This is a genomic window from Stenotrophomonas sp. YJH_SMC_69 (genome assembly GCF_059370495.1).
The window spans coordinates 1-19,752 of the sequence record NZ_JCAFTS010000016.1 but is presented as its reverse complement, the minus strand read 5'-3'; the positions used below and the strand labels follow the sequence as shown (position 1 = coordinate 19,752).

The 19,752-nt window shown below is 68.1% G+C and carries 21 protein-coding genes; 8 read left to right on the top strand and 13 right to left on the bottom strand.

Going from position 1 to position 19,752, the window contains the following annotated elements:
- Positions 1–96 precede the first annotated feature (96 nt).
- On the bottom strand, positions 97–636 hold the full coding sequence (locus AC5P8F_RS19735; protein ID WP_014647305.1) for a DUF411 domain-containing protein: 540 nt from the start codon (positions 634–636) through the stop codon (positions 97–99).
- Positions 637–1,117: 481 nt separating this feature from the next.
- Positions 1,118–3,403, bottom strand: a complete 2,286-nt coding sequence (locus tag AC5P8F_RS19730) for an FdhF/YdeP family oxidoreductase (RefSeq protein WP_495228841.1) — start codon at positions 3,401–3,403, stop codon at positions 1,118–1,120.
- 244 nt (positions 3,404–3,647) lie between these two features.
- On the opposite strand from AC5P8F_RS19730, the gene fdhD reads away from it, so the two are divergent.
- Positions 3,648–4,496, top strand: a complete 849-nt coding sequence (gene fdhD, locus AC5P8F_RS19725; RefSeq protein ID WP_014647308.1) for a formate dehydrogenase accessory sulfurtransferase FdhD — start codon at positions 3,648–3,650, stop codon at positions 4,494–4,496.
- 39 nt (positions 4,497–4,535) lie between these two features.
- On the opposite strand, the gene AC5P8F_RS19720 is transcribed toward fdhD, so the two are convergent.
- Positions 4,536–5,072, bottom strand: a complete 537-nt coding sequence (locus tag AC5P8F_RS19720) for a carboxymuconolactone decarboxylase family protein (RefSeq protein ID WP_049439559.1) — start codon at positions 5,070–5,072, stop codon at positions 4,536–4,538.
- A 106-nt stretch (positions 5,073–5,178) separates the two neighbouring features.
- On the opposite strand from AC5P8F_RS19720, the gene AC5P8F_RS19715 reads away from it, so the two are divergent.
- Positions 5,179–6,060, top strand: coding sequence for an AraC family transcriptional regulator (locus AC5P8F_RS19715; protein ID WP_481443048.1), 882 nt, complete (start codon positions 5,179–5,181; stop codon positions 6,058–6,060).
- A gap of 316 nt (positions 6,061–6,376) precedes the next feature.
- Here AC5P8F_RS19715 and AC5P8F_RS19710 read toward each other — a convergent pair whose 3' ends face one another.
- From AC5P8F_RS19710 to AC5P8F_RS19675, 8 genes are all read right to left on the bottom strand, one after another.
- Positions 6,377–6,934 (bottom strand): TetR/AcrR family transcriptional regulator, encoded by a 558-nt coding sequence (locus AC5P8F_RS19710; protein WP_111206296.1) that lies wholly within the window; start codon positions 6,932–6,934, stop codon positions 6,377–6,379.
- Between the two features lie 4 nt (positions 6,935–6,938).
- Positions 6,939–8,471 (bottom strand): MFS transporter, encoded by a 1,533-nt coding sequence (locus tag AC5P8F_RS19705; RefSeq protein WP_495228837.1) that lies wholly within the window; start codon positions 8,469–8,471, stop codon positions 6,939–6,941.
- 150 nt (positions 8,472–8,621) lie between these two features.
- Entirely contained in the window at positions 8,622–9,368 is a 747-nt protein-coding gene (locus tag AC5P8F_RS19700; RefSeq protein ID WP_495228835.1) for a hypothetical protein, read from the bottom strand.
- Positions 9,368–9,985 (bottom strand): DUF3299 domain-containing protein, encoded by a 618-nt coding sequence (locus AC5P8F_RS19695; protein ID WP_046430871.1) that lies wholly within the window; start codon positions 9,983–9,985, stop codon positions 9,368–9,370. Before AC5P8F_RS19695 ends, AC5P8F_RS19700 begins: the two co-directional genes overlap by 1 nt.
- Positions 9,975–10,526 carry a DUF3299 domain-containing protein gene (locus AC5P8F_RS19690; RefSeq protein WP_495228833.1) on the bottom strand — a complete coding sequence of 184 codons (552 nt, stop codon included), beginning with the start codon at positions 10,524–10,526 and terminating at the stop codon, positions 9,975–9,977. Before AC5P8F_RS19690 ends, AC5P8F_RS19695 begins: the two co-directional genes overlap by 11 nt.
- 2 nt (positions 10,527–10,528) lie before the next feature.
- Positions 10,529–11,782 carry an ABC transporter permease gene (locus tag AC5P8F_RS19685; protein WP_495228831.1) on the bottom strand — a complete coding sequence of 418 codons (1,254 nt, stop codon included), beginning with the start codon at positions 11,780–11,782 and terminating at the stop codon, positions 10,529–10,531.
- Positions 11,775–12,470 (bottom strand): ABC transporter ATP-binding protein, encoded by a 696-nt coding sequence (locus AC5P8F_RS19680; RefSeq protein ID WP_032962640.1) that lies wholly within the window; start codon positions 12,468–12,470, stop codon positions 11,775–11,777. Before AC5P8F_RS19680 ends, AC5P8F_RS19685 begins: the two co-directional genes overlap by 8 nt.
- Positions 12,467–13,000 (bottom strand): ZrgA family zinc uptake protein, encoded by a 534-nt coding sequence (locus AC5P8F_RS19675; RefSeq protein WP_046430878.1) that lies wholly within the window; start codon positions 12,998–13,000, stop codon positions 12,467–12,469. The genes AC5P8F_RS19680 and AC5P8F_RS19675 overlap by 4 nt, the downstream gene beginning before the upstream one ends.
- Positions 13,001–13,032: 32 nt before the next feature.
- Here AC5P8F_RS19675 and AC5P8F_RS19670 point away from each other — a divergent pair, with 32 nt between their 5' ends.
- On the top strand, positions 13,033–13,509 hold the full coding sequence (locus AC5P8F_RS19670) for a MerC domain-containing protein (protein ID WP_134808932.1): 477 nt from the start codon (positions 13,033–13,035) through the stop codon (positions 13,507–13,509).
- Between the two features lie 269 nt (positions 13,510–13,778).
- Here the strand turns inward: AC5P8F_RS19670 and AC5P8F_RS19665 are convergent, their stop codons facing one another.
- On the bottom strand, positions 13,779–14,681 hold the full coding sequence (locus AC5P8F_RS19665) for a LysR family transcriptional regulator (RefSeq protein ID WP_111206306.1): 903 nt from the start codon (positions 14,679–14,681) through the stop codon (positions 13,779–13,781).
- 118 nt (positions 14,682–14,799) lie between these two features.
- Here AC5P8F_RS19665 and dkgB point away from each other — a divergent pair, with 118 nt between their 5' ends.
- Genes dkgB through AC5P8F_RS19645 form a run of 4 tightly spaced genes read left to right on the top strand, consistent with a single transcriptional unit; the run spans position 14,800 to position 17,867 of the window.
- Positions 14,800–15,603 (top strand): 2,5-didehydrogluconate reductase DkgB, encoded by an 804-nt coding sequence (gene dkgB / locus AC5P8F_RS19660; protein ID WP_241886902.1) that lies wholly within the window; start codon positions 14,800–14,802, stop codon positions 15,601–15,603.
- 11 nt (positions 15,604–15,614) lie between these two features.
- Complete coding sequence (locus AC5P8F_RS19655; protein WP_495228829.1) at positions 15,615–16,589, top strand: TIGR03571 family LLM class oxidoreductase; 975 nt, start codon at positions 15,615–15,617, stop codon at positions 16,587–16,589.
- A gap of 19 nt (positions 16,590–16,608) precedes the next feature.
- Positions 16,609–17,547, top strand: coding sequence for a cyclase family protein (locus AC5P8F_RS19650; protein ID WP_126412369.1), 939 nt, complete (start codon positions 16,609–16,611; stop codon positions 17,545–17,547).
- Positions 17,544–17,867 carry a MoaF-related domain-containing protein gene (locus AC5P8F_RS19645; RefSeq protein ID WP_142234818.1) on the top strand — a complete coding sequence of 108 codons (324 nt, stop codon included), beginning with the start codon at positions 17,544–17,546 and terminating at the stop codon, positions 17,865–17,867. Before AC5P8F_RS19650 ends, AC5P8F_RS19645 begins: the two co-directional genes overlap by 4 nt.
- 19 nt (positions 17,868–17,886) lie before the next feature.
- Here AC5P8F_RS19645 and AC5P8F_RS19640 read toward each other — a convergent pair whose 3' ends face one another.
- Positions 17,887–18,840 (bottom strand): LysR family transcriptional regulator, encoded by a 954-nt coding sequence (locus AC5P8F_RS19640; RefSeq protein WP_111206316.1) that lies wholly within the window; start codon positions 18,838–18,840, stop codon positions 17,887–17,889.
- A gap of 106 nt (positions 18,841–18,946) precedes the next feature.
- Here AC5P8F_RS19640 and AC5P8F_RS19635 point away from each other — a divergent pair, with 106 nt between their 5' ends.
- Entirely contained in the window at positions 18,947–19,690 is a 744-nt protein-coding gene (locus AC5P8F_RS19635; RefSeq protein ID WP_262225072.1) for an SDR family oxidoreductase, read from the top strand.
- Positions 19,691–19,752: the final 62 nt, after the last annotated feature.

The following is a 19,752-nucleotide window of genomic DNA, read 5'->3' as shown; positions in this document are numbered from 1 at the left end:
GCTCGGCTTGCCGGCCAAACACAGCCGAGCATAGGCTCAGCCCTACACAAGACGCGTCGAAGGGTGCCGGTCAGGACGACCGGCACCCGCCTTCCATCAGCCACCCTGCCCGTGCTGGGCAAACGGCTCGGTGCTGCCGTCGGTCCGCACCAGCTCGACGGTGTACGACTGCACGTAACCATCCGGCATTTCCATGCCCGGCGAACCGGCCGGCATGCCGGGCAGCACCAGCCCGCGTGCGGCCGGGCGTTCGGCCAGCAGGCGCTTGATGTCCTCGGCCGGGATGTGGCCTTCGACCACATAACCGCCGATCTCGGCGGTATGGCAGGAGGCCTTGCCGACCGGCACGCCCAGGCGGACCTTGATCGGATTCATGTCATCGGTATCGCGCACGTCCACCTGGAAGCCCGCGGCCTTCAGATGGTCGACCCAGATACCGCAACAGCCACAGCTGGCGGTCTTGTGCACGATGGCCACCGGCAGGGCCGGATCGACCTTGGCCGGGCTGGCCTGGATCGGTGCCACCGGAGCCTTGCTGGCGACCGGTGCGGCGGCGGATTCTTCGGCGGCACGTGCACAGGCGGTGGTGGCCAGCACGGTGCCCAGCAGCAGGCCGAGGGAGAGAGAACGGTTCATTGAGTGATTCCTTTGCTGAGGCGGGCAACGCGGCCCGCCGCCCGCGCATCGAAGGCGCAGGCAGAGGCGAGAAAGAGCCGAACAGTCATGGCAGGCGCTTGAGCGCCTGCAGGACATCACACGATGGGGGGACGCAACGGGTCCGGCATCGGCGGCGATGCGCGTTGCTGGGAGCGAGCAGCTACAGGCGCCTCACGCCACGGCGAGGCGGGCGTTCCACTCAACGTGGCCAGCATGCCAAGGCAGGCTGGCGGGCATTCGCACTCACCGCTCTGGCAGGCCGCCCGGGCCGCATCATCGCAGCAGCCGGCTGCCGCCAGCGCAGCCGCGTGCGGTGCAGCGCAGTGATCCTGGTTGGCCGACCCGCCGTACGAAGACGAGCCAAGCGCCAGCGCCGGTGCATTCAGCACCAGGGCAACGAGCAGCATCCATCGCAGCAGCAAGCCAGGCAGGTTCACCCGCCGATGATAGCCGATGCGCGTCACGCAATCGCCGCCGCCATCGCCCGCATCCGCACCGGGATCGACTTCGCTGCGGGTGTGCCGCTGATCCGGTCGTAGTAGTCCAGCGGCAGCAACGGGTTCAGTTCCGGGTAGTAACCGGCCAGCGCGCCGCGCGGCATCGGGTAGTCCAGCACCGTCAGGCCCTCGATGCGGCGCTGCACGCCATCGCCGCTGATCGTCTCCAGGCTGACCAGCGCTTCCTTCTCCAGCCCGCGCGCCAGCCGGTCCTCGATATTCATGAACAGCACCATGCGATCGTTGTACACGCCGCGATAGCGATCGTTGTAGCTGTAGATGGTGGTGTTGTACTGATCATGCGAGCGCACGGTGGCCAACCGCAACATGTCCGGATCGTGCACCGGATCGTCCACGTCCAGGCCGGGCATCACCAGGATGTTGGCCTTGCCATTGGGCGTGGGCCACACCCGGCGGCGCGGCGGAATGTCCAGATGGAAACCGTGTGGCTGCTGGATGCGCTCGTTGAAGCCGGTGTAGATCTCCGGATACACCGCGGCAATCAGCTCGCGGATGGGCGCGTAGTCGTGCATGCAGCCGGCCCAGTCAACCCTGCTGTCGGGCAGCGTGGCCAGTGCCATCCGGCAGACGATCTCGACCTCGGGCAACACCTCGGCACTGACCGGCTCCAGTACCCCGCGCGACGCGGTGACATTCGACATCGCGTCTTCGATGGTGACGAACTGCTCGCCGGCGGGCGTAACGATGCGCTCCGAGCGCGCCACCACCGGCAGGATCAGTGCATCGCGGCCATGGACCAGGTGCCCGCGGTTGAGCTTGGTGGCAATGCCCACGGTGAGCTCCAGGCCACGCATTGCCTCATACGCACGCGGGGTATCGGGCACGGCATGGATGAAGTTGCCACCCAGGCCGATGAACACCTTGGCGCTGCCGTCCAGCATCGCCTCGATGGATTCGACCACATGGTGGCCATGCTCGCGCGGCGGGTCGAAGCCGAACACCTGCTGCACGCGGTCCAGATAGGCCGGCTTGGGCTTCTCGTCGATGCCGACGGTGCGGTCGCCCTGCACATTGGAATGCCCACGGATCGGTCCGATGCCGGCGCCGGGCTTGCCGAAGTTGCCACGCAGCAACAGCAGGTTGGCGACCTGCTGCAGCAGGCGCGAGCCGTACTGGTGCTGGGTCAGCCCCATGCCGTAGCAGATCACGGTGGCCTTGGAACGGATGTAGATCTCCGCACAGCGGCGGATCTGCGCCTGCGAAATGCCGGACACCTGCACGATCTGGTCCCAGTCCTGCGCCATCACGTCTTCGCGCAGCGCCTCCAGGCCCACCGTGTGTTCCGACAGGAAATCATGGTCGAGCACGCGCTCGCCCTGTGCCTCACGCTCGAACATCACCTTCATCATGCCCTTGATCAGGGCCAGGTCGCCGCCGATGCGGATATGCACGAACTCGCTGGTGATCTCGGTCGAACCGAACGTGACCATCTGCACCACGTCCTGCGGCTCGGCGAAGCGGATCAGCGCACGCTCGGGCATCGGATTGACCGCCACGATCGGGATGCCGCGTTTACGCGCCTCGACCAGGTTGCTCATCATCCGCGGTGAATTGGTGCCGGTATTCTGGCCGATCACGAAGATCGCCTCGGCATGCTCGAAGTCCTGCAGCACGATGGTGCCCTTGCCCACCCCGATGGCCGGCGGCAGGCCACGGCTGGTCGGCTCGTGGCACATGTTCGAGCAGTCCGGGAAATTATTGGTGCCGAACTCGCGCACGAAGATCGAATACAGGAACGCGGCTTCATTGGGCGTGCGGCCGGAGGTGTAGAACTCAGCCTGGTGCGGGCTGTCCAGCGCCTGCAGGTGGCGGCCGATCAGCGCGAAGGCATCGTCCCAGCTGCACGGCACGTAGTGGTCGGTGGCTGCGTCGTAGCGCATCGGCTCGGTCAGCCGGCCCTGCATCTCCAGCCAGTAGTCGGTCTGCGCCATCAGTTCGGTCACGGTGTACCGGGCGAACAGTTCGCGGCCGGCGCGGAACTGGGTGGCTTCCCAGGCCAGTGCCTTCGCGCCGTTCTCGCAGAACTCCAGCTTCTTGCGTTCGTCGGCATCGGGGAACGCGCAGCTGGGGCACTTGAAGCCACCGGGCTGGTTCATCGCCAGCAATGCCTTCGATCCCTTGCCGATCACACTCTGCTGCAGCAGCACCTTGGCCGTGGCGCCGGCGGCACCCCAGCCTCCGGCGGGCTGGTTGTAGGGCTTGTAACGCGGCGGTTTCTGCTCGGACATGTTCGGGAACCTGGCAGTAGGAACACAACAACGAACGGCACAACGCGGTCCGGCGGTGCATTCAGTGGCACGACCAGCCGCACAGTCAAGCACGGCCCACGGCGCTTCGCCAGAGGGCACAGGCTGATTTCAGCACAACCTGCCATGGCAACGGTTACAGCCGCGTCTGCGCGCGACCACTGCGCTATCCTCGAAACCGCAGGCGGTGGCCCGCCCGCGTTTCTCCCTTGTCCGGACGCGCTGCATGCCTGATTCGATCCCGCCGCACACCCCGCCTGCCGGCACCGCCCAACGCCCGTTGCAGCGCTGGCGCGGCGGCACGCAACAGCAGCAGGTCGACGTGGTGGCCGAGGAAGTGCCGATGGCGCTGCGCTACAACGATGCCGCCTTTGCCGTGATGATGGCCACACCCTGTGATCTGGAGGACTTCGCACTCGGATTTTCGCTCAGCGAAGGCCTGATCAGCGCGCCCTCGCAGCTGCTGTCGATCGATATCCACCCACAGCTCGAAGGCATCGAGCTGCAGATGACCGTGGACGAGGCTGCGCCCGGCGCAAACCTCGACCCCGACAAGGGACGCCTGCTGCCCGGCCGTGGTGGCTGTGGCCTGTGCGGCACGCGCCAGCTGGAAGAAGTGCTGCGCCCACTGCCGCAGATCCGCGAGCGCCGCAGCTATTCCGCCACCGCCCTGCAGCGGGCGTTGGCCAGCTTGGCGCAGCACCAGCCGATGAATGCGGCAAGCGGCTCGATCCATGCCGCGGCCTGGGCCGACGCCAGTGGGCGCATCGGCTGGGTACGCGAGGACGTCGGCCGCCACAATGCACTGGACAAGCTGATCGGCGCCCTGCACCACAACGAACACGCCATCGAAGGCGGCCTGCTGGTGATTTCCAGCCGGGCCAGCTACGAGATGGTGAGCAAGGCAGTGCGCGCCGGCGCCAGCGTGCTGGCGGCAGTGTCCGCGCCGACCGCGCTGGCGATCGATCTGGCCCGCAGCGCCGGCCTGTGCCTGGTCGGGTTCGCGCGGGAAAGCGGGTTCAATGTGTATACCCATCCGGAGCGGCTGCAGGCGCACGACGGCCACGCCCGCTGAGGATGGCCGGGAGCACTGCGTCCCCCGGCCCGGTACACCTCAGCGCAGCGCGACCTTCGGAAAGTCCACCGGCACGTCGAACGCCACGTTGACGTAGTTGGTGAACAGGTTGAGCGCCACATGCGCGAGGATCTCGACGACCTGCTCATCATCGAAGCCGGCCGCGCGCAGCGCCTGCACGTCGCCGTCGGCGATCTGCGCACGCTGCTCGACCACCTTCAACGCGAAGTCGAGCGCCGCCGCAGTGGCCGGGTCGCTGGACTGGCCGATCCGCGCGGCAGCCATCTGCTCACCGCTGGCGCCGGCCTTGCGGCCCAATGCCGTGTGCGCGGCCAGGCAGTACTCGCAGGCGTTGCGGTTGGCGATGGCCACGGCGATCTGCTCGCCCAGCAGCGGCGACAGGCGACCGCCGCCCAGCGCGCCGAACGAACCCCACATGCTCTGCAGGGCAGCCGGCGAGTTGGCCACGGCGCGGAACATGGCCGGGGTGGCGCCGAAGGCAGCGTGGACCTGGCCCAGCAGGGCCTGGCGGTCGGCGGTGGTGTTGGCGGCATCGATCAGGGGGACACGGGACATGGTGGATCTCCTTGGGAAAGCGCCCGGGATTGGACGACCCGCTCATCCTAGGTAGACTCCCTGGACGCAACATCCTCAATTCGCCACATATGTTGTCCATACGTCCATGAGCATGCGCACGGCCACCCCTGCGCCAGATCGACTCTCCTCGCTGCTGGAACGCTTCCGGGTGCAGGCGGCGCTGTTCCACAGTGGCCCGCTGTGCGGGCAGCATGTCTTCGAGCCGCAGCCCGGTCGTGCGTTCCTGCACATCCTGCGCCAGGGTGAGATGGAAGTCCGTCATCCTGGGGGCGATAGCGCGCTGCCCCGGTTGAAGATCGATACACCCAGCCTCCTGCTGTATCCGCAGCCGCTGCACCATGTGTTCTTCAACGCTCCGCTGGACGGCCCGGATTTCACCTGTGCCACGCTGGATTTCGATGGTGGCGCGCGCAATCCGATCGTGCAGTCGCTGCCACCGGTGATGGTGGTGCCGCTGGCCGCGATCACCGAACTGGATGACACCCTGCAGCTGCTGTTCGCCGAAGCCGATCGCCAGCGCTGCGGGTCACGGCTGCTGACCAACCGACTGTTCGAGGTGGCGCTGATCCAGATCCTGCGCTGGGTGGTCGACCACCCGGATGCAGCCGGCGTCAGCCACGGGTTGATGCGGGGGCTGTCCGATGCGCGGCTGGCACGCACGCTGGTGGCGATGCACCAGGCGCCGCAGGACGATTGGACGCTGCCGCGCATGGCTGCGACTGCCGGCATGTCGCGCAGCGCGTTCGCGGCCGTGTTCAAGGACGTGATGCAGGCAACGCCAGCCAGCTACCTGCTGGACTGGCGGCTGAGCCTGGCCTGCGCGCAGCTGCGGGCCGGCGTGGCGGTCAAGCAGGTGGCGATCGAGGTGGGGTTTGCCGATACCGCATCGTTGTCGAAGGCGTTCCGCAAGCGGTTGGGGGCTTCGCCGAGGGCGTGGCTGGCCGCGGGCGCCGCGCAGGCTGGGTAAAGGTGAGGGAGTAGAGTCGACCGCTGGTCGACCATCGCGCGACGCGCGGGAGGTTCGTTGTCCGACCGAAGGGCAGTCGACTAACGATCGACTCTACCGATGCGGCATTTTCGTGATCTGACCGAAGAGCAGCCGACCAGCGGTCGGCTCTACCACGGGCGATCGAAGCGGCATTTTCGTGATCTGACCGAAGGGCAGCCGACCAGCGGTCGGCTCTACCACGGGCGATCGAAGCGGCATTTCCGTGGCCTGACCGAAGGACAGCCGACCGGCGGTCGGCTCTACCACGGGCGATGTCGGCGCGCCGGCTGCCCGCTCAACTGGACGTTCCATCGGGCTTCGCCAGCAGCCCGGCGATCCGTTCGGCCACCTGGGCGCGCACGCTTTCATCCAGCTGCCCCTCGTACATCGCCTCGTAGATCCACAGGCCGTCGGCGGCCAGCCGTGCCACGAAATTGTCGAGCGCGGCCGGGTCGCTCTGCCCGGTCGACGGCGGCAACGGCGCCCAACGCCGTACCGCCGGCCCCCACGGGCGCTCATCGGCGTCCGGGTCGGCCGATTCGAGCATGAACATCAGCTCGGCACGGGTAGCGCTCTGCGCCGAGACGCGCACGAAGGTCTGGTAACGCTCCAGCGCCGAGGCTTCGTCTGCACGCTTGCCCAGCAGCGTTTCCATCGACGTCTCCCAGGCCCGCACCAGGTGCTCGTCGATGCCGCGCAGCAGCGCCTCGCGCGACGGGAAGTGGTACAGCAGGCCGCCGCGGGTCAGCTTGGCCTCGGCCGCCACCGACTCGAAGGTCACTGCGCGCACGCCATCACGATTGATCACGTTGACGGCGGCGTCGAGGATGCGGTCGCGCTTGCTGGTTCTCATCGCGTCATTTTACGCGATCGGCCGCACCCACGCGGCTGCCGACGCGCCCGCGCAGCAGGCGCGCGATGATCGAAGCGCCCAGCGCCAGCACCACCGTGATCACCAGCAGCACGATCTGGTAGCCGCGGTCATACGCGGCCATGGCCAGTGCGAACCACTCGCCCTGCCCGCTTTCACGTGCCACGTGCAGCGCCTGGGTGAAGCCTTCCCGTGCAAGCGCGGGCATGTCGGCCGAGACCGGCAGGAATGCGCCATACACCGCCGCGCTCAAGCTGCCCAGCATCGCCACCGCCAGCAGGCCACCGAACTCGTAGGACACCTCTTCCACCGACGAGGCCATGCCCGCACGGTGCGCCGGTACGTTGTTGAGGATGGCGGTGGACGCCACCGAGATGGCCGAACCCATGCCGAAGCCGGTGATCGCCATGCCGGCGACCACCCAGCCGAGGCCGTGCGGGAAGCCGAATGCCACCACGCCGACACCCAGCGCACCTGCGGCCAGGCCGCCACAGATCAGCGGGCGCAGGCCCACCCGGTGCAGGATGCTGCCGCCCAGCAGCGCACTGGGCAGGCTGCCCAGCGCGGCCACCGACACCAGCAGGCCCGCCTGCAGCGGCGAAAAGCCCGCCACCAGCTGGAAGCGCTGGGTGGTGACCAGCTGCAGGCCGGCCATCGCAAACAGGGTGAACACCGCCGACAACGTGCCGGCCAGGAACGCCGGATTGCGGAGGATTGCGAAGTCCAGCAGCGGGTACGGCAGCTGCTGCTGGCGGCGCGCGAACGCCGCACCACTGATGGCGGCCAGCAGCAGCGCGCCTGCACCCAGCGCATACGACGGCGGCGTAGCGATCAGCGACTTGATCGCCAGCACCAGGCCGGACAGTGCAGCCAGAGCCAGCAGCGACGAAACCAGGTCCCACGGTCGCGAGGTGTCGCGCTGGCCTTCCGGTGCCAGCAGCAGCGTGGCCACGAACGCGACCACGACCACCGGCACGTTGATCAGGAACACCGAGCCCCACCAGAAAGGCTGCAGCAGCCAGCCACCGATGATCGGGCCAAGCGCTGCACCGACGATCGCCACCGAACCCCAGATCGCGATGGCGATGTTGCGTTCGCGCGCTTCGTGGAAGCTCAGGCCGATCAGCGCCAGCGTGGCCGGCATCATCGCGGCCGCGCCGACCGCCAGGAAGGCGCGCGCGGCAATCAGCAGCCCTGCGGTGTCGGCGAACGCCGCTGCCAACGATGCCACGCCGAACACCACCAGGCCGATCAGGAACATGCGGCGGTGGCCGATGCGGTCGCCCAGCGTGCCCGCACCCAGCAGCAGGCCGGCCATCACCAGCGGATAGGCGTTGATGATCCACAGCGCCTGGCCGGCACTGGCCGAGAGTTCCTCGGTCAGCGTGGGCAGGGCGGTGTAGAGCACGGAGTTGTCGAGCGTGACCAGCAGCAGGCCGGCGGCGACGGTGAACAGCAGTGCCCAGCGACGGGCACGCGACAGGGCCGGAGCACCGGCCAAGGGCTGGGACAAAGCCATGGGAGAACCTGGTGGGGGTGGATTACGGCGATAACTATACAGGATGTCCTGTATAGTTATGAAGGCGGCGACAGCGGTTCAGATTGGGGCCCGGGCAATGTTCATGTTGCCGTGCCCCTCATGCCCGGTCTTGGCTGGTGTCCGGGATCATCACCGGCAGTCTTCCGGCAGCGCAGCAATCGCCGCTACCACCGCCGCCTGCATGCCCTGCCCCACGGCCATGTCCAGCTCCCCGCCCGTTGCCCCGTGCTGGCGCCGCAGCTCGTCCTCGCACAGGCCGCGCACCCGCGCGCGGGCATTCGCGCGCAGGCTGCTGCACCGCCAGTCGGTGCCACCCAGCGGCAGCACCGAATACACCACGCTGTTGCAGGCGTTGCCAGCGCGCTGCTGCAACGACCGTCCACCAAAGTCCCGGGGTTCACTGCTGCGCTGCGGGTCGAAGTAGCTGTCCGGGAAGGTGCGCGCGTACTGTTCGATGTCCAACGCCATGCTGCGCCCACCGGCCAACGGCATCTGCAGCGGCTGGCCGCACTGCGTCGCGTCGGCGCGGTGCTGAATGTACTGGTAGATCGGCCGGTCCAGCGATGGATCCTGCTGGGTCACCGCACTCACCGCCGCCAGCACCGGCAGCGACGCACGATTGGCCATGCGCGCCAGCAGCCCCGCCTGCGCTGGCTGGCAGCGGTCGCGCACTGTTGCCGCAAGCAGGAACAGCACGTCGTTGCGGAACGCGTGGTCGTCACCCAAACGCTGTTCGATGCGCTGGCTGGCGTCGGACGCCGGCGCTGGAAACGCGACCAACGGCGGCGCGGTGGGTGCGCGCTGCCGCTGCCACCACACCAGCAGCACGACTGCGCTCACCAGCACCCCGGCAGCCGGGATCCAGCGCATGCGCATCAGTCGTGGATCGCCGTCAGCGTGGCCGCTGCGGCATCGTAGGACGCGCTGGCAATGTCCGCATCGAAGCGCTTCACCTGCAGGCGGCCGGCCAACCGGTACGGGTCCCAAAGATCGCCCAGCGCGATCGGCGTGGCCAGGGTCACATGGATGATCTGGTTCGGTGGCGGCGGCGGCACGTGGATGCACGCACCGTAGAACGGCACGAACAGCAGCTCATCGACCAGGCCGGCATCATTGGTGCCCAGCGGTACCACGTAGCCATCCAGATCCACCGCGCGACCGTCGACAGCGTCGACCACGCGCGAAGAGCCGAACTGCTTGGCGCGATCCGGGCTGGAATGGTCGATTTCCTGCCCCGGTGGCGTGCCCGAGCCGGTGTCGTCGATCAGGCCGCCCACCCCGTCCATGCCATTGCGTGACAAGCCGATCTGCGGGGGCGGGCGCTGATAGGTCACTTCGTCCGGCCGCAGCGCGTCCCAGCGGTCGATAGGCGTTTCGGGCGCGGCGGAGGGCAACGGCTTGTCGCGCGGCGTGGCCACCACGGCATCACCGCCCGGTGACGTGCAGCCTGCCAACCAGACGCATCCAAGCAGCAACACAGCGCTACGGTTCATAGGGCCTCAGCTGGGCATCGCGCATGGTGTAGGCGGAACCGGCCAGATCATCATCCAGCCGCTCGGCACGCAGGGTGCCGGCCAGGAAGAACGGCGAGTACATGTCCGGCATGGCGATCGGGCGCGGCAGCACCACGTGCACGATCTGGTTCGGTGGCGGCGGTGGTACGTGGATGCAGGCGCCGTAGTACGGCACGAACAGGAATTCGGTCAGGCGCCCGTCCTGCGCAGTGGCCAGCGGCACCACGTAGCCGGGCAGGCGCACCGGACGCTGCAGCACCGTATCCACGGTACGGAACGTGCCGAATTGCGGCATGCGCCGGTTGCCGTTGTGCTCCACCTCCGGGCCCTCTCCGCGCTCCAGCGCGGCCAGCTCGTCCTTGGGCATCATCTGCAACCAGTCCAGTTCCTGCTCCGCCGCATCCGCAGCGCCAGCGTGGTCGACAACCGGCGGATGTAGCAACGCCTGCACACCGGTATCCACCGGCCGCTCGCAGGCTGCCAGCGCCAGTACCATCGGCAATGACAGCATCCAGCGCATGCTCAGCCTCCCGGCGACAGGCCATCGGCCAAGGTGCGCCGGTAGGCCAGCAACGCCGGCACCAGCCCGGCCACCGCGCTGATCGCCAACACACCCGCCACCCAGGCCAGCTCGCGGCCATCCGGCCAGACATGGGTGATGGACAGGCCGAAGGTGGCCAGGGCCCAGCCGCGTCCGGCCATGCTGGCGGCCACCAGCAGCGCCAACGCCAGCACGCAGGCCACGGCACTGGTCGCCACCGCTTCCACTACCAGCAGGCCGGCGATGTAACCCGGCCGCGCGCCGGTCGCACGCAGGATCGCCATCTCGCGCCGCCGCTGCTGCAGCGTCGAGACCAGCAACGCCACCAGCGAGACCATGCCCAGCAACACCACCAACGCGCTGATCAGCTGCAGGGCGCGCTCGGCCGTGCCCAGCGACTGCCACAGCTGCTGCAGCGTCACCCCGGGCAGGATCGCCAGCATCGCCTCTTCGGGATACTCGTTGATCCTGCGCTGCACCGAAAAGGTGGCGATGCGCGAGTTAAGGCCGAGCATGAAAGCGGTGATGCTGGTCGGGGTCAGATCGAGGTGGCGCGCCTGCTCAGCACTGACGCTCTGGCTGCGCAGCTGCACACCCGAGCGCCAGTCGACGTGGATGGCCTCGATCGCCGGCAGCGAGACCAGCAGCGACGAATCCACTGGCGTGCCGGTGCGCTGCAGGATGCCGGAGACCCGGAACGGCTTGTCGGCATGCGTGGCCAGCGTGACCGCGCCGGTGCCGTGCGCCAGCACGATCTCGTCGCCGAGGCCGACCTTCTGCGCGCGTGCCACCTCCGCACCGATCACCGCGTCATACAGATCATCAAAGGGCCGCCCCTGTGCAAAAGCAAGCGCGTGACCGGAACCATAACGATAGTGTTCAAAGTAGCCGCCAGTGGTACCCACTACCCGGTAGCCGCGCCAGGAATCGCCCAGCGACAGCGGCACCGCCCACTTCACCTGCGGCATTGCGGACAGCGCCTGGTAGGACTGCCAGGACACGTTGTTGGTGGGGTCACCGATATGGAACACCGCGTACAGCAGCAGGTTCACCGGCCCCGAACGCGCACCGACAATCAGGTCCGTGCCCGACACCGTGCTGGCGAAGCCTTCGTGCGCCTGCGTGCGCACACGCTCGACACCCAGCAACAGCACCACGCTGAGGGTGATGACCAGCACGGTCAGGCCCACGCTCAACGCGCGGCTGCGCAGGCTGGCCCAGGCAAGCTCAAGCATGGTCGGCACCTGCCTGGTTGATCTGAGACAGGGCAATCGTGCGGTCGAACAACGGCTGCAGGCTGTCGTCATGGCTGACCACCAGCACCGTGGTGCCGGCCGCCTCGCATTGCGCCGACATCAGCTTCAGGAACGCGGTCGCCGCGTCGCGGTCGAGCGCCGAGGTCGGCTCATCAGCCAGCAGCAACGCCGGGCGGCCGATCAGCGCGCGTGCCGCCGCCACGCGTTGTTGCTGGCCGACGCTGAGCGTGCCGGCGCGGCGCTGCATCAGCCCGGGGTCCAGCTGCAGGGCCTGCAGCAGTCGCGCGATCTCGGCATTCAACGGCCCGCTGATGCGCGCACTGCGAAGGCGCGAGAAGCGCAGGCCCAGTGCGATGTTGTCGCGCACGCTGAGAAACGGCAGCAGGTTGAACTGCTGGAAGATCACGCCCAGGTGGTCGGCGCGGAAGCGATCCCGCGCGGCACCACGCATCGCCTGCAGCGCGTGGCCGGCGACCTCGATGCGGCCGTTGCCGGGCAGCAGCACGCCCGCCAGCAGGCCGAGCAGCGTGCTCTTGCCACCGCCACTGATTCCGCGCAGCAGCACGCTGCTGCCCTGCTCGATCCATAGCCGCGGCACGTCCAGCACCAGCCGCCGGCCATAGCCGAACTGCACGCCATCCAGCACGATCACCGGTCGCATGCTCACGGTGCCAGCACCACGCGCAGATTGTCCGCAGTCAACACGCTGCGGTTCTGGCCATGGGCGGTGGTGCTGTTGACGATCACTTCGTGCAGGCCCGGGAATACTGCGGGCAGGCGCACGACGATGGCCCGCAACCCGGCAGGCTTGGTGCACTGGTACCGCAGCGTTGCGCTGAACCCTGCGTGGCGATGCTGACCGGGCGGCGGCGCGGCAGCCATCGCATCGAAGCCCTCGGCCCTGGCATCGTTCGCGATAAGGCGGCAGCCCGCGGCGGTGGGCAAGGTGACCCAGCTGCCGCTTTGCAGCAGCGCAATCGCACGCGCCAGCGCGGCCTGCTCGGTTGCATTGGCCGACGGCCGCTCGAAATCAAGGATGCCGATGCCGGGCGCCTGCAGGGCGAATTCCAGCGTCTGCTGGTCAAGCGCAAGATCAACGGTGGCCTGGCCGTGTACGTGCGCACCGAGCTGGCGGACATCATGGGCCTGTGCAGCGCTGGCAGCCAGCAGCAGGAAAAGAGCAGCAGAACGCTTCATGGGAGAGGCTCCAATTGTTACTATGTAACATTATGGACCACATCCCCACGACGCCTGCAAGGGCCCTGGCCCAGCCGCCAGCTTCGGCACGCTGGCACCCCCGCTTCGATCTAGCCGGGGCCTGGCTGTCCCTGGCCTGCGCCGCCCATTGCATCGCCCTGCCCCTGCTGTTGGCCTTCGTGCCGGCAGCGATGATGGCGCTGCGCTCGTTCCAGCACCCCGGCCATGGCGCGATGACGGTGCTGCTGATGATGTCGCGCTGGGAATGGGTGTTTGCGCTGCTGGCCTCGTCGCTGGCCTTGGCGAGCACCTTGGCCGGGGTTCACCGGCATGGGCGCTGGCGACCTGCAAGGCTGGCCTGCGTCGGCGCCCTCCTGCTGTTGCCGGCCTCGCTATACCTGCCGCTGAAGGAATCACTGCTCTGGCATGGCGTGGCGACAGCTGGTGGTGGCGTGCTGCTGGCATGCGCGCACATCGGCAACCGGCGCGCGCTGCACAACCGCCGGTAGTGCCGGCCGCTGGCCGGCAGCTGCGGGATCCCGGCAGCCGGCCAACGGCCGGCTCTACCCCCTGCATGCATGGGCCATGCATCAGGGGATACGCAGCTGGTAGTGCCGGCCGCTGGCCGGCAGCCTCAGGGACCCGTCAGCCGGCCAGCGGCCGGCTCTACCCATCCGTACATGGGCCACGCAACAGGTGACGCTCAGTCGGTAGTGCCGGCCGCTGGCCGGCAGCCCCAGAGACCCGGCAGCCGGCCAGCGGCCGGCGCTACGCCGCCTTATTCGTCAAACGGACGCTGGCCGAGCGTCTGCGTCACGTGGTCGACGAAACAGGTGATGCGCGCGGCCAGCGCGGTGTTGCGGTAGTACACCGCGTTGATCGGCTGGCGCACCTCCTGCGTCTGCTTGGCGAACAACTGCACCAGGCGGCCGTCACGCCGGTCCTGGCGGGTCAGGAAGTCGGACAGGCAGGCGATGCCCAGCCCGGTCACCGCCATCTGCCGCAGTGTCTCGCCACTGGACGAAGCAATCGCCGGCTCGATCACGAAAGGGCCGCCATCGGCATCCTGCAGCGGCCATTCGTTCAACGAACTGGGCTGGGTGAAGCCAAGCAGGTCGTGCTCGCGCAGCTGCTCCACCCGCGTGGGCGTGCCACGCCGGCGCAGGTACTCGGGGCTGGCCACCACGCGGATGCGGCTGTGGCCGATGGGCCGCGCATGCAGGGTGGAATCGCGCAGCACGCCAATGCGGAACGCTACGTCGGTGCGCTTCTCGATCAGGTCGGTGATGCCTTCATTGGAATTCAGCTCCAGCTCCACCTGCGGGTAGCGCTCGCGGAAGCCCTCCAGCAACGGCACGATGACGTGCAGCATGAACGGCGTGGCGGCGTCTACGCGCAGGCGCCCGACCGGCTGCAGCCGCCGCGCGGCCATCTGTTCCTCGGCCTCGTCCACCGTGGCCAGGATCGTGCGCGCGTACTCCAGGAATGCGGCTCCCTCCTCGGTCAGCTCCAGCCGCCGCGTGGTCCGCCGCAGCAGCGTGGTCTGCAGCTTGTCCTCCAGCCGCGCCAGGGTGCGGCTGGTGGCGGAGATGGTCAGCTCCAGCTCTTCGGCCGCGGCAGTGATCGAACCGCTGTCGACCACGGCCACGAAGGCCTTCAGCTCATCCAGGGTGGTTTTCATTTTTTACCTCGGCGCAAAAGCATTTCCCATATACACAGCTTAATAAACAAATGTAAAGCGCCCACACTTCGCCCTGTCCCGAGCCCACCGGCTCTCAACGAAGTCCCTGGAGTCCATCATGAGCGTTCCTTCCTTTGGCGTCGGCACCTTCCGCCTGACCGGCCAGACCGTCATCGATTCGGTGCGCAACGCCCTCGACGTCGGCTACCGTGCGGTCGATACCGCGCAGATCTACGGCAACGAAGCCGACGTCGGCCAGGCCATCGCCGAATCCGGCGTCCCGCGCGACGAGCTGTTCCTGACCACCAAGATCTGGGTGGACAACTACGCCGCAGACAAGCTGATCCCGAGCCTGCGCGACAGCCTGGCCAAGCTGCGCACCGGGTACGTCGACCTGCTGCTGATCCACTGGCCGGCGCCGGGCAATGGCGTTGAACTGCGCGAGTACATGACCGCGCTGGCCGAAGCCAAATCGCTGGGCCTGACCCGTCAGATCGGTGTGTCCAACTTCAACATCGAACTGACCCGGCAGGCCATCGAGGTGGTCGGCGCCGGCGAGATCGCCACCAACCAGATCGAACTGAGCCCCTACCTGCAGAACCCTGCATTGACTGCCTTCCTGCAGGAACAAGGCATCATCGTCACCTCCTACATGACCCTGGCCTACGGCAAGGTGCTGAAGGACCCGGTGCTGGCCGCCATCGCCGACAAGCACCAGGCCACCGTCGCCCAGGTCGCGCTGGCGTGGGCGCTGCAGCGGGGTTACTCGGTCATCCCGTCCTCGACCAAGCGCGAGAACCTGGCCAGCAACCTGCTTGCCCAGGACCTGCACCTGGATGCCGATGACATGGCCGCGATCGCCGCGCTTGACCGCAACGGCCGCGAAGTCGATCCGCCCGGCCTGGCCCCGGCCTGGGACTGAGGAGCCTCGCCATGGGCAGTGCGTTGACGCGGCTGCAGGCCGGTGGTTTCAGCATCGGCATCGAAGCACCGCTGGACAATGACTGGACGCCGCTGGGCGAACAGGCACGACGCGCCGCGCGACGCCTGCCCGGCGAACCGGACCTGCAGCGCCATGCGGAGCTGGCACGGCTGGCCGACCGCCTTGGCTTCCGTGCGCTGTGGGTACGCGACGTGCCCGTGTACGACCCGGCCTTCGGCGATGCCGCACAGGTGTTCGAGGTGTTCAGTTACCTCGGCTACCTGGCCGGCATCACCGAGCACATCCTGCTGGGTACCGGCGCGGTGGTGCTGCCGATCCGCGAGCCGTTGCTGACCCTGAAGTCGGCACGCAGCGTGCAGCGGCTGAGCGGTGACCGCCTGCTGCTGGGCGTGGCCAGTGGCGACCGCCCGGTGGAGTACCCGCTGTTCGGCCGCGACTTCGACAGGCGTGGCAGCCGCTTCCGCGAGCAGATCGCACTGCTGCGCGAAGGCGCCGCCGCGCACCTGCCGCAGGGCCTGGACGTGCTGCCCGCGGATGGCCCGGCCCCGCCGCTGTTCGTGGCAGGCCTGGCCCAGCAGCAACCGGCGTGGATCGGCCAGCACATGGATGGCTGCCTGGCCTACCCGGGCACGCCGCAGGACCATGTACAACGCGTGGCGGCCTGGCGCGCCGTGGCCGGTAACAAGCCCTATGCCAGCTTCATCCACCTGGACCTGGTGGCCGATGCCGATGCTCCTCTGCAGCGCTGGCGCTTCGGCCTGCGCGGCGGCCGCAACGCCCTGCTGGCCGAGCTGCACGCCATGCGGGCGGCCGGTGTCGACCACATCGGCCTGCAGTTCCGCCGCAACGAACGGCCGTTGGCCGAAACCTTCCACGAAATCGCCGAGTACGTGCTGCCGCACTTCCCGGCCCACGCCGGCGCCGCTGCGCCGCATGCCCCGCTTGCCGCCCCCGCGACGGCCTGACAGTTACCGGAGCTTTGCCATGAAGATGAAGACCCTGGCCGCGCTAGCGCTGGCTACCCTGCCGCTGTCCTTCCAGGCCACTGCCGAGGACTGGTACCCCTCTGCCTACGGCGCCAACGACGAGATCGGCGCGGCCAACCTGCTGACCGCCGACGTGGTCAAGCACGCGGTCTCGCTGGTCAGGACCGGCAAGACCTATCCGCTGGCGGTGCCGGTGGACAAGAACCTGCCCGCGTTCCGCCACCGCAGCTTCCGCCTGTACAACGTGCAGGTCGGCCAGCAGGCTGGCAAGTCGCTGGGCCCCAACAAGTTCACCTTCAACGATGAACTGGTGAACGCCTGGACCGGCGTTGGTACCCAGCTCAACGGCATCGGCCATATCGGCATCGACAACGTCTACTACAACGGCAACAAGGCCGCCGACTTCGTCACCGTGGACGGGGTGCGCAAGCTCGGCGTCGAGAAGGTGCCGCCGATGGTCACCCGTGGCGTCGTGCTGGACATGACCACGTACTACGGCAAGGCGATCGTGCCCGGCGGCACCGAGTTCACCGTGGCCGACATCCAGGCCGTGCTGAAGAAGCAGGGGCTGCGCCTGCGCAAGGGCGACGTGGTGCTGTTCAACACCGGCTGGCTGGAACTGATCGGCAAGGACGACAAACAGTTCCTGGAAGTGGAACCGGGTATCGGCATGGAGGCGGCGAAGTGGCTGGCCGACCAGGGCATCGTCGCCTTCGGTGGCGACACCTGGGCCTCGGAGGTCTACCCGAACCCGAACGGTGCCGAGGAGTTCCCGATCAACCAGTACATGCTGGCCAAGCGTGGCATCTACAACCTGGAGCTGATCGACAGCCGTGCCCTGGTGCGCGACAAGGCCTGGGAATTCCTGTTCGTACTCGGCCAGCCGCTGTACGTCGGTTCGACCCAGGTCAACATCAACCCGGTGGCGATCCGATGAACACTGCCCCCGCCTTGCCGTTGTTCGCCGGCCGCCGCTTCCGCGTCAGCTATGACGGCCTGGCCGCCGACAATGTCTACAGCGCCGATGGCCGCCACGTGCAGTACGCCATCGTCTCCGGCGCCTATGCCGGTGCGCGGGGCGAAGCCGCCTGTGAATGGCAGCGGATCAGCGACGGGGTCTATGCCATTTCGTGGCAGGAAGCCGATGGCGCCACGGTCGTGCATGTCGATGACTTCGCGGGCGGGCATTCGCTGGCCTGGTTCACCGCCACCGATGGCAGTTTCCATCGCATGCAGGGGCCGCTGCACGCGCTGTGATGCGGGCCAGCGGCCGGCACTACCCCCTGCGGTCGGACAGCTTCGCGTGCCGCTCCGGTAGTGCCGGCCGCTGGCCGGCACCCCCGGCCTGCTCGAACACCCCGGCCACCCAGTCGATGAACACCCGCAAGCGTGGGGACGGCGTGCGGTTGCGCGGGTAGACCAGGCTCAACGGGCTTGGGGTCGGCGGCGCGTCCGGCAACAGCTCCACCAGCTGCCCGCGCGCGATATACGGGTCCATCCGGTAGCGCGGAGCCTGGATGATGCCCAGGCCCGCCAGCGCGGCGCCGAGGAACGCATCCGCACCGGACACACGCACCCGCACCGGCAGCGGCACGTAGCGCACCTGCCCGCCCTGCTGGAACTCCAGCGGAATCAGCTGGCCGGTGGCGCTGGAGCGATAGCCCACCATTTCATGGCCGCCCAGCAGGGACTCGATGCTGCCTGGCACGCCCTTGGCCTGCAGGTAGCCCGGCGCGGCCACCGTGACTTCGCGCAGCATCGCCAACCGGCGCGCCGCCAGATCGCTGTCGGCCAGCGTGCCCACCCGCAGCGCCGCATCCACGCCTTCGCGCAGCAGATCGACATAGCGGTCGCCTTCGCTGACCTCCAGTTCGATCTCCGGGTAGCGCTGCAGGAACTCCGGCAGGTGGGGAAACAGCAGGTGCCGGCCCAGCGTGCCATGCACCTCAATGCGCAAGGGGCCGCGCGGCGGCGCGTCACGGAAGGCGGCCTCGGCGTCGTCCATGTCGGCGATCAGGCGCAGACAACGGCCATAGAAGGCCTCGCCTTCCAGCGTCGGCACCACCAGCCGCGTGGTCCGATGCAGCAGGCGCACGCCCAGCCGCTGTTCCAGCGCCTTGATCGCGTCGGTCACCGTGGCCCGCGGCAGGCCCAGGTCCTCGGAGGCCCGGGTGAAGCTGCGGCGCTCGACGATACGGACGAAGGCGCGCATGGCCGTGAAGCGGTCCATTGTTCGGCTATCCGGATGATGTTGGCGGATTATGCAGGATTATCCGAAAGCGCGATTTCGCGAAGATGGCGCTGCGCCACTTCGGCGTGTCCCCGTGGAAGTCACCATGACCCTCTCCCCCGCCCGCTCTGTCGCCCTGGTCACCGGCGGATCCCGTGGCATCGGTGCCGCCATCTCGCGTCGGCTCGCCGCCGATGGCCACGCGGTCGCGATCAACTATGCGGGCCGCCGCGACGACGCCGAAGCCTTGGCGGCCGAACTGAACGCCGCCGGCGCGCAGGCCATCGCGCTGCAGGCCGATGTGTCCGATCCGCAGGCGGTGCGCCAGCTCTTCGACGCCATCGAAGCCCGTTTCGGCGGCATCGACGTGGTGGTCAACAGCGCCGGGGTGCTGCAGCTGGCACCACTGGCCGATACCGACGACGCCCTGTTCGAGCGGGTGATCGGCATCAACCTCAGGGGCGCCTTCAACGTGCTGCGCGAAAGCGCGCGACGGGTGCGCGACGGTGGCCGGCTGATCACCCTGTCCACCAGCGTGGTCGGCATCCGGCTGGAGAACTACAGCGTGTATGCGGCCAGCAAGGCGGCGGTGGAGACGATGGGCGCAATCCTCAGCAAGGAGCTGCGCGGGCGCAACATCACCGTGAACGCCGTGGCGCCCGGACCGACCGCCACCGATCTGTTCCTGGATGGAAAATCGCCCGAGCTGATCGAGCGGCTGGCGAAGATGAACCCCCTGGAGCGGCTGGGTACGCCGGAGGACATCGCCGTCGCGGTGGGGTTCCTGGCAGGTGCCGATGGCGGATGGATCAACGGCCAGGTGCTGCGCGCCAACGGCGGAATGGTGTAGATCGCACAGGTGGCATCCACGCATGGCGCGACGCCCTTGTAGAGCCGAGCCCATGCTCGGCT

Coding starts and splice junctions, on each gene's coding strand:
- dkgB (WP_241886902.1), top strand. CDS start 14,800: ATGAGCGTTCCTTCCTTTGGCGTCGGCACCTTCCGCCTGACCGGCCAG.
- AC5P8F_RS19655 (WP_495228829.1), top strand. CDS start 15,615: ATGGGCAGTGCGTTGACGCGGCTGCAGGCCGGTGGTTTCAGCATCGGC.
- AC5P8F_RS19705 (WP_495228837.1), bottom strand. CDS start 8,471: ATGGCTTTGTCCCAGCCCTTGGCCGGTGCTCCGGCCCTGTCGCGTGCC.
- AC5P8F_RS19710 (WP_111206296.1), bottom strand. CDS start 6,934: ATGAGAACCAGCAAGCGCGACCGCATCCTCGACGCCGCCGTCAACGTG.
- AC5P8F_RS19635 (WP_262225072.1), top strand. CDS start 18,947: ATGACCCTCTCCCCCGCCCGCTCTGTCGCCCTGGTCACCGGCGGATCC.
- AC5P8F_RS19640 (WP_111206316.1), bottom strand. CDS start 18,840: ATGGACCGCTTCACGGCCATGCGCGCCTTCGTCCGTATCGTCGAGCGC.
- AC5P8F_RS19695 (WP_046430871.1), bottom strand. CDS start 9,985: ATGAACCGTAGCGCTGTGTTGCTGCTTGGATGCGTCTGGTTGGCAGGC.
- AC5P8F_RS19650 (WP_126412369.1), top strand. CDS start 16,609: ATGAAGATGAAGACCCTGGCCGCGCTAGCGCTGGCTACCCTGCCGCTG.
- AC5P8F_RS19735 (WP_014647305.1), bottom strand. CDS start 636: ATGAACCGTTCTCTCTCCCTCGGCCTGCTGCTGGGCACCGTGCTGGCC.
- AC5P8F_RS19645 (WP_142234818.1), top strand. CDS start 17,544: ATGAACACTGCCCCCGCCTTGCCGTTGTTCGCCGGCCGCCGCTTCCGC.
- fdhD (WP_014647308.1), top strand. CDS start 3,648: ATGCCTGATTCGATCCCGCCGCACACCCCGCCTGCCGGCACCGCCCAA.
- AC5P8F_RS19690 (WP_495228833.1), bottom strand. CDS start 10,526: ATGCGCTGGATGCTGTCATTGCCGATGGTACTGGCGCTGGCAGCCTGC.
- AC5P8F_RS19670 (WP_134808932.1), top strand. CDS start 13,033: ATGGACCACATCCCCACGACGCCTGCAAGGGCCCTGGCCCAGCCGCCA.
- AC5P8F_RS19685 (WP_495228831.1), bottom strand. CDS start 11,782: ATGCTTGAGCTTGCCTGGGCCAGCCTGCGCAGCCGCGCGTTGAGCGTG.
- AC5P8F_RS19715 (WP_481443048.1), top strand. CDS start 5,179: ATGAGCATGCGCACGGCCACCCCTGCGCCAGATCGACTCTCCTCGCTG.
- AC5P8F_RS19675 (WP_046430878.1), bottom strand. CDS start 13,000: ATGAAGCGTTCTGCTGCTCTTTTCCTGCTGCTGGCTGCCAGCGCTGCA.
- AC5P8F_RS19665 (WP_111206306.1), bottom strand. CDS start 14,681: ATGAAAACCACCCTGGATGAGCTGAAGGCCTTCGTGGCCGTGGTCGAC.
- AC5P8F_RS19700 (WP_495228835.1), bottom strand. CDS start 9,368: ATGCGCATGCGCTGGATCCCGGCTGCCGGGGTGCTGGTGAGCGCAGTC.
- AC5P8F_RS19730 (WP_495228841.1), bottom strand. CDS start 3,403: ATGTCCGAGCAGAAACCGCCGCGTTACAAGCCCTACAACCAGCCCGCC.
- AC5P8F_RS19720 (WP_049439559.1), bottom strand. CDS start 5,072: ATGTCCCGTGTCCCCCTGATCGATGCCGCCAACACCACCGCCGACCGC.